At 63.4% G+C, this 13,006-nt stretch carries 11 protein-coding genes and 1 tRNA gene; 9 read left to right on the top strand and 3 right to left on the bottom strand.

Annotated features, from left to right (window positions below; all coding sequences use genetic code 11):
• Positions 1 to 55: 55 nt before the first annotated feature.
• Positions 56 to 1,372: a putative hydroxymethylpyrimidine transporter CytX gene (gene cytX, locus HWY30_RS08060; RefSeq protein WP_090803481.1), complete on the bottom strand. Its 1,317-nt coding sequence runs from the start codon at positions 1,370 to 1,372 to the stop codon at positions 56 to 58.
• Positions 1,373 to 1,583: 211 nt separating this feature from the next.
• Between cytX and HWY30_RS08055 the strand changes: the two genes are divergently transcribed.
• The 4 genes from HWY30_RS08055 to HWY30_RS08040 all read left to right on the top strand — a co-directional run bounded on the left by HWY30_RS08055 (position 1,584) and on the right by HWY30_RS08040 (position 6,897).
• Positions 1,584 to 2,897, top strand: a complete 1,314-nt coding sequence (locus HWY30_RS08055; protein ID WP_090803482.1) for a replication-associated recombination protein A — start codon at positions 1,584 to 1,586, stop codon at positions 2,895 to 2,897.
• 64 nt (positions 2,898 to 2,961) lie between these two features.
• Positions 2,962 to 4,257, top strand: coding sequence for a serine--tRNA ligase (gene serS, locus HWY30_RS08050; protein WP_090803484.1), 1,296 nt, complete (start codon positions 2,962 to 2,964; stop codon positions 4,255 to 4,257).
• A 202-nt stretch (positions 4,258 to 4,459) separates the two neighbouring features.
• Positions 4,460 to 4,550 (top strand) — tRNA-Ser (locus tag HWY30_RS08045).
• Between the two features lie 739 nt (positions 4,551 to 5,289).
• The gene (locus HWY30_RS08040) at positions 5,290 to 6,897 is read left to right on the top strand and encodes a hypothetical protein (protein ID WP_090803486.1); all 1,608 of its coding nucleotides are present in this window, start codon (positions 5,290 to 5,292) and stop codon (positions 6,895 to 6,897) included.
• Here the strand turns inward: HWY30_RS08040 and HWY30_RS08035 are convergent.
• Positions 6,872 to 7,231, bottom strand: coding sequence for a hypothetical protein (locus tag HWY30_RS08035; RefSeq protein WP_167368629.1), 360 nt, complete (start codon positions 7,229 to 7,231; stop codon positions 6,872 to 6,874). The two genes, HWY30_RS08040 and HWY30_RS08035, sit on opposite strands and share 26 nt — an antisense overlap.
• Before the next feature lie 446 nt (positions 7,232 to 7,677).
• Here HWY30_RS08035 and map point away from each other — a divergent pair, with 446 nt between their 5' ends.
• From map to minE, 5 genes are all read left to right on the top strand, one after another.
• A complete protein-coding gene (map, locus tag HWY30_RS08030; RefSeq protein WP_090805615.1) occupies positions 7,678 to 8,463 on the top strand; it encodes a type I methionyl aminopeptidase in 786 nt (261 codons plus the stop codon).
• Between the two features lie 91 nt (positions 8,464 to 8,554).
• Positions 8,555 to 9,088: a GNAT family N-acetyltransferase gene (locus tag HWY30_RS08025; protein ID WP_090803490.1), complete on the top strand. Its 534-nt coding sequence runs from the start codon at positions 8,555 to 8,557 to the stop codon at positions 9,086 to 9,088.
• A gap of 210 nt (positions 9,089 to 9,298) precedes the next feature.
• A complete protein-coding gene (gene minC, locus HWY30_RS08020) occupies positions 9,299 to 10,147 on the top strand; it encodes a septum site-determining protein MinC (RefSeq protein ID WP_090803491.1) in 849 nt (282 codons plus the stop codon).
• A 106-nt stretch (positions 10,148 to 10,253) separates the two neighbouring features.
• Positions 10,254 to 11,069, top strand: a complete 816-nt coding sequence (gene minD / locus HWY30_RS08015) for a septum site-determining protein MinD (RefSeq protein WP_018419744.1) — start codon at positions 10,254 to 10,256, stop codon at positions 11,067 to 11,069.
• Between the two features lie 14 nt (positions 11,070 to 11,083).
• Positions 11,084 to 11,338: a cell division topological specificity factor MinE gene (minE, locus tag HWY30_RS08010; RefSeq protein WP_008922443.1), complete on the top strand. Its 255-nt coding sequence runs from the start codon at positions 11,084 to 11,086 to the stop codon at positions 11,336 to 11,338.
• Positions 11,339 to 11,563: 225 nt separating this feature from the next.
• Here minE and HWY30_RS08005 read toward each other — a convergent pair whose 3' ends face one another.
• Positions 11,564 to 13,000, bottom strand: a complete 1,437-nt coding sequence (locus HWY30_RS08005; RefSeq protein ID WP_090803493.1) for a chloride channel protein — start codon at positions 12,998 to 13,000, stop codon at positions 11,564 to 11,566.
• Positions 13,001 to 13,006: the final 6 nt, after the last annotated feature.

The following is a 13,006-nucleotide window of genomic DNA, read 5'->3' as shown; positions in this document are numbered from 1 at the left end:
GTCTTTTTTATTTTGTGACAGCTGCGTCTAATGCAACGCGCTGAGGGTGACGCGCTCACGCATACGCGGTCTTGCGCGCCGATACGAACGCGTAATAGCACACCGCGCCGATCGCAAGCGACGGCAGCGTCGCGCCGACATTCGGTAGCCATTGATTGATCACCTGGTACGAGGCGATGCCGATCGCCCAAGCGACGAACGCGCTCAGGTGCCAGCCGCCCGAGAAGCCGTAGCGGCCGAGCACATCGGCGAGCACCGCGGCGTCGACGCGACGCTTGCGCACGATGAAGTGATCCATCAGCACGACGCCGAACAGCGGCGCGAATACCGAGCCGATCAGCAGCAGGAAGTTCTGGTACTTCGCCGTCGGCACGAGCAGCGCGATCAGCGTGCACAGCGCACCGAACGCGGCCGACAGCAACGGCACGCTCGCGCGCGTCCAGAACGTGCCGGTCGACACCGCGGCCGAGTGGATGTCGGCGAACGCATTGTCGATTTCGTCGATCAGAATCAGCAGCAGCGCAAACCCGCCGCCCGCTTGCGCGAGCGCGCCGGTCAGCAATGCATCGCCGCCGCCGGCAGCGAGCCCGTAGACCGCGCCGAGCGCATAGAACCAGATGTTCGCGATGCCATAGCCGTATAGCGTGCCGCGGAACGTCTCGCCGGCGCGGCGGCCGAAGCGCGTGTAGTCGGCGATCAGCGGCAGCCATGACAGCGGCATCGCGACCACGAGGTCGACCGCGCCGCCGAACGACATCTCGCCGGTGCCGGGACGACGCATCAGGTCCGCGAGATTGTGGCGCGCGAGCAGATTCCACGTGAGCCATGCGGCGCCCGCGAGCAGCAGCCAGATCCCCCACTTGCGCAGAAAGCGCCGCACGAACGACAGCGGGCCGCTGATCGCGAGCAGCGTCGCGAGCACGCCGAAGATCACGGTCCACACGAGCGGCATCGACAGGCCGAACGCCTGTTTCGCGAGCGCATCGGCAGAATCGCGCATCACGATCACCTCGAACGAGCCCCAGCCGACCAGTTGCACCATGTTCAGCACGGCCGGCACCGACGCGCCGCGCACGCCGAGCGTCGGACGCAGCGACGACATCGCCGCGAGCCCGGTGTCGGTGCCGATCACGCCCACGAGCGCGAGCAGCACGACGCCGATCACGCTGCCGAGCACGATCGCGACGAGCGCATGCGGCAGCGACAGCCCCGGCACCAGCAGCGCGCCCGCCTGGGCGACGAGCAGGCCGATGCCGAGCGAGAACCACAGCGCGAACGCGTCGCCGGTGCGAAACGCGCGGCGCGCGTCGGGCACCGGCGTGAGCGGCGCGTAGGTGGAGCCGGCGTTGCCGGCGACGGAATCTTGAGCCATCTGATGTTCGTTCCTGTTGGTGGTGCTGTGATTCTTTGCGTTGCCGGCGCCCCGGGTCGGCCATCGCCTGGCCGCCGTCACTGTCATAATGCAGGACGTTGCCCGCGTTCGTGCTGTGTTTCCGGCCGGACGCGGGCTTTGCGCTTGTCCCGCGAGGCGTTGCTCCGAAGCGGTGCGTGCCCCGGAAAGCCGAGATTATCCCCAAAACGTCATGTTTGAAGAAACCCGTGCCAATGTTCCGCTCGCCGAACGCCTGCGGCCACGCAATATCGACGAAGTGATCGGCCAGTCGCATCTGCTCGGTCCGAACAAGCCGCTCAGGGTCGCGTTCGAATCGGGCGAGGCCCATTCGATGATCCTGTGGGGCCCGCCGGGCGTCGGCAAGACCACGCTCGCGCGGCTGATGGCCGATGCGTTTCATGCGCAGTTCATCGCGTTGTCGGCGGTGCTGTCGGGCGTGAAGGATATCCGCGAGGCGGTCGAAACCGCGCAGATCCATCGCGCGAACGGCCATCAGACGCTGGTGTTCGTCGACGAAGTGCATCGCTTCAACAAGAGCCAGCAAGACGCGTTCTTGCCGCACGTCGAGTCGGGCCTGTTCGTGTTCGTCGGCGCGACGACCGAGAATCCGTCGTTCGAGGTCAATAGCGCGTTGCTGTCGCGCGCCGCCGTCTACGTGCTGAAGAGCCTGACGGACGACGAACAGCGCGAGCTGCTCGAGCGCGCGCAGAAGGAGCTCGGCGGCCTCACCTTCACCGACGAAGCGCGCGCCGCGCTGATCGGTTCGGCCGACGGCGACGGCCGCAAGCTGCTGAACAACCTCGAGATCGTCGCGCGCGCGGCCGCACAGCAGAAGACCACCGAGATCGACGGCGCGTTATTGGGCAGCGCGCTCGCGGAGAATCTGCGCCGCTTCGACAAGGGCGGCGACGCCTTCTACGACCAGATCAGCGCGCTGCATAAATCCGTGCGCGGCAGCAACCCGGACGGCGCGCTGTACTGGTTCTGTCGCATGCTCGACGGCGGCGCGGACCCGCGCTATCTCGCGCGTCGCATCGTGCGCATGGCGTGGGAAGACATCGGCCTCGCGGACCCGCGCGCCGCGCGCATCACGCTCGACGCTGCCGAAACCTACGAGCGTCTCGGTTCGCCCGAAGGTGAGCTCGCGCTTGCGCAGGCGATCATCTATCTGGCGGTCGCGCCGAAATCGAATGCCGGGTACAACGCGTACAACGAGGCGCGGCGCTTCGTCGGCAAGGACCAGTCGCGCGCGGTGCCGGTGCATCTGCGCAACGCGCCGACGAAGCTGATGAAGGAACTCGGCTACGGCCACGACTACCGCTACGCGCACGACGAACCCGATGCGTACGCGGCCGGCGAAACCTATCTGCCCGACGGCATGCGCGAGCCGCATTGGTACGAGCCGACACCGCGTGGTCTCGAAGGCAAGATCGGCGAGAAGCTCGCGCGCCTTGGCGAGCTCGATGCGCGGTGGCGCGCCGAGAACAAGCCGAAGAAGGCTTGAGGCGTTTCACCTTTGCCGGTGCGTTAAAATCGCGTTTTCATACAACGAACATCCGTCCCATCCCATGCTCGACATCCAGCTGCTGCGCAAAGACCTCGACGGCGTCGCAAAGCGCCTCGCCGACCGCGGCTATACCCTCGACGTCGCGGCCTTCACCGCGCTCGAAGCGGAACGCCGCGATACCCAGACCCGTACCGAAGAACTGCAGGCGCGCCGCAACAGCCTGTCCAAGCAGATCGGCGCGATGAAAGGACGCGGCGAAGACACGTCGGCGGTGATGGCCGAAGTCGGCGGCATCGGCGACGAGATGAAGGCGTCGGCGGTCAAGCTCGAAGACATCCAGAAGCGTCTGTCCGATCTGCTGCTCGACGTGCCGAATCTCGCGCACGAAAGCGTGCCGGTCGGCAACGACGAAGCCGGCAACGTCGAAGTGCGCCGCTGGGGCACGCCGCGCCAGTTCGACTTCGAGGTCAAGGATCACGTTGACGTCGGCACGCCGCTCGGCCTCGACTTCGAGACCGGCGCGAAGCTGTCGGGCGCGCGCTTCACGATGCTGCGCGGCCAGATTGCGCGGCTGCATCGCGCGCTCGCGCAGTTCATGATCGACACGCACACGCAGCAGCACGGCTATACCGAGATCTACACGCCGTACATCGTCAATCCCGACATCCTGTACGGCACGGGCCAGCTGCCGAAGTTCGCGGACGATATGTTCCGCGTCGAAAAGGGCGGCGGTGAACACACGGTCACGCAGTACCTGATCTCGACCTCGGAAATTTCGCTGACGAACACGGTGCGTGAGAGCATCGTCGAAGCGGACGCGCTGCCGATCAGGCTGACCGCGCACTCGCCGTGCTTCCGCTCGGAAGCGGGCTCGTATGGCCGCGACACGCGCGGCATGATCCGCCAGCATCAGTTCGACAAGGTCGAGATGGTGCAGGTCGTAGCGCCAGGCGCATCGTACGACGCGCTCGAGCAGATGGTCGGCCATGCGGAGGCGATTCTGCAAAAGCTCGAACTGCCGTATCGCGTGATCACGCTGTGCACCGGCGACATGGGCTTTTCCGCAGCGAAGACCTACGACCTGGAAGTGTGGCTGCCCGCGCAGAACACCTATCGTGAGATTTCGAGTTGCTCGAATACCGAGTCGTTCCAGGCGCGACGCATGCAGGCACGCTTCCGCAACGCGCAGGGCAAGCCGGAGCTCGTGCATACGCTCAACGGCTCGGGTCTCGCGGTGGGCCGCACGCTCGTCGCGGTGCTCGAGAACTTCCAGAACGCCGATGGCTCGGTGACGGTGCCCACGGCACTGCGGCCTTACCTCGGCGGCGTCGAGCGGCTGCAAGTGCCGGCGGCCTGAGCGTCGCCGATGCGCGCGCAGGCGCGGTGTCGTCGCGCGTCTGACGATGGATGCCGCGAACGGCATCGAGGTCCCGCGAAAATTTTTTAGAAATTTTTTGGACGAGGGGGCTTGGAAAACTAATTCGAGCTGTTCTATAATCTTTTTCTCCCAAGCAACGGCCCGCTTGGATCCGACAATGCAGTAGCGAGTTGGAATACCCGGAAAGGTGGCAGAGTGGTCGAATGTACCTGACTCGAAATCAGGCGTACGGTTTCCCCGTACCGTGGGTTCGAATCCCACCCTTTCCGCCAAATTCTGAAACCCCTTGATTTCACCGAGATCAAGGGGTTTTTGCTTTGAGTTCTCGAATGGCTTTGCCAAGGCAATTCGAAATTATTCAAGCATCATTTCTATTTTGGCGAAATCCCTTGTTTCAATTTTTTACATAAGCCATTCGTTGCTCGTGGTCTTTTTCATCTCATTTCCATACAAATATCTTAAGTCATCCGTACTGCACTGTCCCCTAATTCATATGCCGGACATATTCGGGGCGTGGCTGTTGTACGCTATAAGGGGTCGAAGTCAGAAAATTTGCGGGCGACCCGCCCCCCGATCGACTTCTGAAAGTGCGAATCTTCGCCGACCCCACAGATCTCCGCAAGATCTGCCCTTTTTTACAAATAAATACGATTTTTGATTGGGCTCGGTCATTCGTTCAGGGTACGATTTACGCCGTCAGAAGCTTTTACAGGAAGAATTTTCCTGAAAATGAAAGCTTCGGCAATTAATCAGTAAAACGTTTGCACCGCAAACGTTTGCGAACCAACGCGCACCCAGCCCTGTCAATCTGAACCACCGCGAGGACCACCTTCGCGCGCCTCGGTTCAATCGGACAACACAGACGTGCGTTCAAAGCACTTCGGGACAATAGTCTTTAAGGCCTGCAAATTCATTTGCATCGAATCCTTATTCATTGTCCGTCGAATCACAGCGAATTCACCTTTTGGTCTTTTTATCGGGAATTTTCCCGACATTTGGAATTACTCCGCGATGATAAAACGACGTCAATTCATTGGGGGCCTGACGGCCCTGAGCGCAAGTTATCTTTTGACCGCGTGTGGTGGGGGCAGTGGGTCATCGAACGCGATTGGCAAGGCAGCCGCTGCGACTGGCGCTTCCGGTGCCGCGGCAGCGTCGGGTGCGTCCGGAGCCTCGAGCAATACAACGCCGACTGCGAAGACGAGCGACCCGAACAGCATCTCCATGCCGCCCGCCACGTCCATCACGGACAACTCCGGCAACGTCTGGACCCTTTCCGGAGGTTCGGTCTACCGCAACGGGTCGGCGGCAGGCAACACCTACAACGTCTCGCTCGTGCTGTTTTACGGCGGCGTGATTTATCACGAAGGTACGGGTGGTCAGTTTTACGAATGGACGGGCTCGGGCTGGGTGGGCTGCAACGACCCGCGCCTCGGCGGCACTTCGGCCGACGGCACCTCGCTGCCCGCTTCTCCGTACATCATCGACAAGTCCGGCGCAATCTGGACGCTGACTAACGGCGTCATTTACTGCAACGGGGCGACGGTCGGCGACACGTACAACGTCTCGCTCGTGTTGTGGTACGGCGGCAAGATCTGGCATTGCGGCACGGGTGGCCAGTTCTACGTGAACAACGACACCGCCGGCCATTGGCTGCCCTGTAACGATCCGCGCACCGCGATCACACCGTCCGCCGGCATGTTCTACGGCATGAACGGCCACTTCGACTACAACTACACGCCCCAACAGATCGTGTCGATCCTGAAGGGCATGGGTTGCACGAGCTATCGCGTCGGCTGCAACAACACGTCGACCGAGTTGAACGCGGTGATCGGACTCGCGCAGGCTTTCCAGTCGGCGGGGATGACGCTGATCGTGCTGATCAACCAGGGCGTCTACGACTCCAGCGGCAACCTGATTGCTGGCGAGAATGCGGCTTACAGCCAGGGTTACGCGGTAGCCCAGGCCGTCGCGAACGCACTGAAGCCGTATGGCGTGACCATCTACGAATGCGGCAACGAGCTGACGCGGCAGAACGCCACCGTGCTCAACTTCACTTATGCGGGCACGAGGGCGTCGGACTTCAACAACGCGAACTGGCCGGTGATGCGCGGCGTCATGCGCGGGATGATCGACGGCGTGAAGTCGGTTCAGTCCAACGCCAAATGCGGCATCAACTTCTGCGTGAACGATATCGGCGCGGCGGACGCGCTGTGGGACGGTATGCAGCCGGATGGTAGCGGCGGTTACCCGACCGTGCGCTGGGACATCACCACGTGGCACAACTACGAGGTGTATGGCGATCTGTTCGACCTCGGTACGGACGGCGCGATGCCAGGCTTCGATCTGCCGATCTATTGCAAGGCCCGGTATGGCGTGCCGTTCATCGTCACCGAGTGGAACACCGGACCGGAGCAAACTGAGGCCTATCGTTCGAACTACATCTCGACGAAGCTCGGCGAGTTCTATCAGAACCGCAAGACGCACAACATCCAGTCCGTCATGTATTACGTGCTCGACAGCGGCGACCAGACTTACGGCATCATGCTCAACGGTTCACCGCTGAATCCGTCTTACAGTGCTTTCCAAAGCTTCACGGCGGCCCATCCCGACAACTAGGCCGCGGGTCGACGCAAGCAGTTCCGCCCGTCCGCAGTCGATGCTGCCCGGTGTCAAGAGCGACGAGTCGCCGGGCCTGACGGCGGCGCCCAATCTTCCCTTCGGAGTATCGAGGCGGGGGTGCGGGCGCCTCATCCACCCCGAACCCCTCCATCACCTCCCTCAGCGCCCGCGCCTGATCCGCGGGCGACGCGGCCGCCGCCGCGCTTTTCTCGACGAGTGCCGCGTTCTGTTGCGTGACCTCGACCATTTGCGTGATCGCGATGCCCAGCTGCTGAATCCCATCGCTCTGTTCACGCGACACCTGCGCGATTTCACCGACGATGCTCGTCACGCGCGACGCGCGCGAGTTCGCTCGCCTATTCGGCAATGCTCGCGTTGAGCTGCACGATCGCGGTGAGCTGCTCCATCGCCGAGACCGTCTCGCCGAGCGAGGCAGCCTGCTTCTCGGTGCGCTGATTTAGTATGGAAAGCTGAACGATTGGCGTTGCCGGCTCGATGATCCTTCGAGTTCCTTTGCTCTTAAGTCGATGCGAGCGCCCAGGCCCGCAACGGGCCGCGCAAAAACTGTCATCCTGATTCGGGCGCGCGCCGCAGCAAGCCGCGACAGCGCCACCGCCGCTTCTCGCGCACCGCTTCGGCCGGTTTTCGAGGGGTCCACTGACGATCCTCTGTACAATTGCCCGAAATCGCCCAATCGAGCGGCGGTTGCGGGCCGCCGGGCTTTCGGGCGCGGCGGGTCATCTCGCGCTTGACCCGCGACTCACATCGACTGAATTCATGGCCATTACGTACAAGACTCCCGACGATATCGCGAAGCTGCGCATTGCGGGCCGCCTCGCGGCCGATGTGCTGGCAATGATCGGCGAGCACGTCAAGGCAGGCGTCTGCACCGACGACCTCGACGCGCTGTGCAACGACTACATCGTCCGCACGCAGAAAGCGATTCCGGCCAATGTCGGCTATCTGGGCTTTCCGAAGACCGTCTGCACGTCGGTCAACCATGTCGTGTGTCACGGCATTCCGAATCGCAACGAGATCCTGAAGGACGGCGACATCCTCAACATCGACGTCGCGATCATCAAGGACGGCTATTTCGGCGACACGAGCCGCATGTATTGCGTCGGCCAGTCGAGCACGGTCGCGCGTGCGCTGATCGACACGACCTACGAGGCGATGGTGGCCGGCATCCGCGAGGTGAAGCCGGGCGCGACGCTCGGCGACGTCGGCCACGCGATCCAGAAGGTCGCGCAGCGCGAGGGCTTCTCGATCGTGCGCGACTACTGCGGGCACGGCATCGGCAAGGTCTATCACGAGGACCCGCAGGTGCTGCACTATGGGCAGCCGGGGCAGGGGGTGCGCCTGAAGCCGGGCATGGTCTTCACGATCGAGCCGATGATCAACGCGGGCCGCGCCGGCACGTCGGTACAGCGCGACGGCTGGACCGTGATCACGAAGGACCGCTCGCTGTCGGCGCAATGGGAGCACATGGTCGCCGTGACCGACGACGGCTATGAACTGCTGACGCCGTGGCCGGACGGCACGGGCGACTACGACGCGCCGTGAGCGGGACCGCATATTCTGGTCAATAATAAATTTGACTCGCCGGCCGGTTCGGTTAAAGCTACGCGTTAGGGTTTCCAGGGGTTTCGTCTGCATGAGTCCGTCATTGACCGTTCGCCGCATCACTGCTGATCAGGGCGCCGTTTTTCGCGAACTCCGCACGGCCTCGCTGCGGGAGGCGCCGTATGCCTTCGGCGCGACGCTCGAGGACGCGTTGTCGGCCGATGCCGCCAGTTTCGACGCGACCGCGGCGAATCACGCGGTTTCGCAGTCCGTCGGTGCATTCCTGCTCTATACCGAGGGTCATCCGGCCGGGCTGATCGAGGCGCATTTCGACGACACCGCGGCGCGTCGCGCGTTCGTCTGCGAGTTGTGGGTGGCGCCGGCCGTGCGCCATCTGCGCGGCGGCGAGCTGCTCGTCGATACCGCGAGCAGCTGGCTCGCGAATGCGGGCGCCACGGAAATCTACGCGTGGGTCGCCGACGCGAACCGCAACGCGATGCGCTTTTACGAAGCGCTGGGCTTTGGCCCGACCGGCGAGCACCGGCGCGTCGAGCGCGCACCCGAGCAGGTCGAAAGTCTGCTGGTGCGGCACGTGCCGACCACTTCGCAGGTGTTACAGCAGTGATCGCCCAAGCGGCGCGTCGCGCGCGCCGCTCGTCTTCGCCGTCCCTTCATCACGGTCTTTTTCCCGCCAGCGTTTCTTTCGCACCGTCGCGCGTCGATCGCATCGACGACACGCGTTGCGCTCGCGCGCGCGAGCACCGATTCTCCCGGGAAAAATAGTGGCCGCGCGCTTGTACGCCTGTAAAATACGCAAAATTTTTCGCCGAACGCTATGTCGCCCAAGAAATCGCCCTTTTTCGAACTGCGCAGCGGCTCTGTCGACACGCTGATGTTCGTGGTCAAAACGACCGACCTCGATGCGATGCGTGCCGAGCTGACGCGACGCTTCGAGGCGACCCCCGAATTCTTCGCTAACGACGTCGTCGCGATCGACGTGCGGCGTCTCGCCGGCAACGAACGCGTGCCGCTCGCCGACATCGCGCAACTGCTCGACAGCGTGCGCATGCGTCCGGTCGGTGTGGTCGCGAATGCGGAGCAACAGTGGGCGACGGAGTCGGGATTGCCGTTGCTCGAAGCGCGCGATCGCCGCGGCGCGCCGGCGAAGCAGGCCGATGAGGACAGCACGGCGAGCGCGGCAGACGCGACAGCAGGCACCGAGGCAAGCGCGGGCACGAGCGCGTCCGCCAGCTCTGCATCCGCAACCGCCAGCGCGGCCACGGGCACGGCCGCTGCCGCCGCCGTCGAACCCACGCCCGCCGCCGAGCCGGTGCGTCTTGCCACGTCGCCGCAAACGATGGTGGTCGACAAGCCGTTGCGCTCGGGTCAGCGTATTTACGCAAAAGGCGATCTGGTCGTGCTCGGTCTGGTCAGCTACGGCGCCGAGGTGATCGCGGAAGGCAACATCCACATTTACGCGCCGCTGCGCGGCCGGGCGTTGGCCGGCGTGCAGGGCAATCACGACGCGCGCATCTTCTGCACGTGTCTCGAACCGGAACTGATCTCCATCGCGGGCATCTATCGAACGACCGAGAACCCGCTGCCGGCCGACGTGCTCGGCAAGCCGGTGCAGATCTGGCTCGAAGAAGAAAAGCTGATGATCGAACCGCTGCGGCTCACGTAAAGCGCCGCGAAACGCGCCCTGCCCCGAGCGATTGCGGCACGCGGCGTTTCACGGCGAGGCGGGCCGCGCACCAATTGACGCATTTGACGAACACAAGGTAAGGGTAATGGCAAAAATCATTGTGGTGACTTCGGGCAAGGGTGGCGTGGGCAAGACGACCACGAGCGCGAGCTTTGCGTCGGCCCTCGCGTTGCGCGGCAGCAAGACCGCCGTGATCGACTTCGACGTCGGCCTGCGCAACCTCGACCTCATCATGGGCTGCGAGCGCCGCGTCGTGTACGACCTGATCAACGTGATCCAGGGCGAAGCGAATCTGAATCAGGCGCTGATCAAAGACAAGAAATGCGAGAACCTGTTCATCCTCCCGGCCTCGCAAACGCGCGATAAAGACGCGCTGACGATGGAAGGTGTCGAGAAGGTCATCAACGATCTGATCGCGATGGACTTCGAATACATCGTCTGCGATTCGCCGGCCGGTATCGAGTCGGGCGCGCTGCTTGCGATGCACTTCGCCGACGAAGCGCTGATCGTGACGAACCCGGAAGTGTCGTCGGTGCGCGACTCCGATCGCATTCTCGGCATCCTGTCGTCGAAGACCAAGCGCGCGATCGAAGGCAAGGAACCGATCAAGGAGCACCTGCTGATCACCCGCTACAACCCGAAGCGTGTCAGCGAAGGCGAAATGCTGTCGTTGACCGACATCCAGGAAATTCTGCGCATCGATCTGATCGGCGTGATTCCGGAATCGGAAGCGGTGCTGCACGCGTCGAACCAAGGTCTGCCGGCCGTGCATATGGACGGCACCGATGTGGCCGAAGCCTATAAGGACGTCGTGTCGCGTTTCCTCGGCGAGCAGAAATCGCTTCGCTTTGTCGATTACCAGAAGCCCGGGCTGCTGCAGCGCCTCTTCGGCACCAAGTAAGGGGAGCGCACGTCATGTCGATTCTTTCGTTTTTGCTGGGCGAGAAAAAGAAGTCCGCGTCGGTAGCGAAGGAACGCCTGCAGTTGATCATCGCGCACGAGCGCGCCGGCGGCCATGCGCCCGCCGATTATCTGCCTGCGTTGCAACGCGAACTGGTGGCCGTGATCTCGAAGTACGTGAAGATTTCCGACGACGACATACGCGTGAGTCTCGAGCGTCAGGACGATCTCGAAGTGCTTGAAGTCAAGATCGAAATACCCCAGGCCTGAGCTTCGGATGGACCGCGGTCCGTCTCGCATCATGTGCAGGACGTCGCATGGCGTCGCGTCGGAGCGACGTGATGCGTTGCGGCGTTCGGCTCGTCCTCTGGCTTCTGTCTGAAGTCGTCTCTTCGCATCTCCACGGCGCTCGCCATTTCCCGGTCGAAATGAACCGTTGCACTCCAGCGGTGCCGTTACCCCGCGCAACGTCAGCCTCGCGTCGCCCTCACGCATCTACTGACGCGGCGAGTCGGCGGTATCCGTCGTGATGTCGTCCGCGGCATCGTCGGCGCTCGGCTCGCCGTCCTCGCTTTCCGCTTCCGGCACCTCGACCTCGGGCACTTCCGGCACTGGCGCAGGCGTGGGCTGCGGCAGCGGCGCCACGTAGCGCTCGGCGAGCGACTCATAGAGCGGCGGCGCGAACAGGCGGGACACTCGGCTCGCGATCAACGCGGTGGCCATCAGCGAAATCACGAGCGCGTGGCCGTCGATCATCTCCATCACGATCACGAACGAAGTGATCGGCGACTGCGTGACCGCGGCCAGATAGCCGACCATCGCGAGCGCGATCAGCATCGGCAATTGCATCGAATCGAACACCATGTGCAGCAGATTGCCGAAGCCCGCGCCGATCGACAGCGACGGCGCGAAGATGCCGCCCGGAATGCCCGGCAGGTATGAGCCGACCATCGCGATCATCTTCAGGAACGGATAGAACACCGACAACTGCTCGTGTCCCTCGAGCAGGCCGCGCGCTTCCGTATAGCCGCTGCCGAACGTCGTGCCGCCCGAGATCACGCCGACCACCGCGATCGCGAAGCCGCACAGCGCGGCGAACACAACCGGCCGCTCGCCGTGCAACTGACGCAGCGGCTCCGGAATCCAGCGCGCGGTATTGAGCAGCAGCCAGCCGAAGATACCGCCCGCGATTCCCGTGACGATCGCGGTGAGCACCACCGCGACGGCGAGCAGATCAGGGAAATGCGCGCCGATCTGGATCGTGCCGAAATACGTGTAGTTGCCGTTCAGGCCCAGTGCGACGACACCCGCAATGATGATCGCCGTGATCAGCACGCCACTCGTGCGCGCCTCGAAGCTGCGCGTCAATTCCTCGATTGCGAATACGACGCCCGCGAGCGGTGTATTGAACGCCGCCGACAAACCCGCTGCCGCGCCCGCCAACGTGAGCTGCCGTTCGATCTGCGCATTCGAGCGCGGATAGAACCGGCGCAGATTGAACATCAGCGCGGCGCCGACCTGCACGGTCGGTCCTTCACGGCCGATCGTAAAGCCGCCGAGAATCGCGAGAAACGACACGCCGATTTTGCCGAGCAGAATTCGCAGCGACAGCAGCCGCGTGCCGTATCCGCGCTGTTTCGTGTGCAGCGTTGCGATGACCTGCGGGATGCCGCTGCCCTCGGAGCCGCGAAAGAACTTGCGCGTGAGCCAGACCGCGAGTGCGGCAACCGCGGGCGTGATCACGAGCGGCGCCCACACATACCGCTGCCGGACATCGAGAAACGCGTCATACCCCCAGTCGATCAGACGCGCGTACAGCACCGCGACCAGGCCGACGGCGATGGCACCGAGCCAGAAGATGCCGTATTGCCGCCACAGGCGTTTTGCGTGACGCATGACAGCGGGCGAACGGGAAGGGAAGGGCCGGGACATGAATTA

The sequence above is a fragment of the Paraburkholderia tuberum STM678 genome, assembly GCF_902833905.1.
Taxonomy (GTDB): Bacteria; Pseudomonadota; Gammaproteobacteria; order Burkholderiales; family Burkholderiaceae; genus Paraburkholderia; species Paraburkholderia tuberum.
This window is presented reverse-complemented; position numbering and strand designations above follow the sequence as displayed.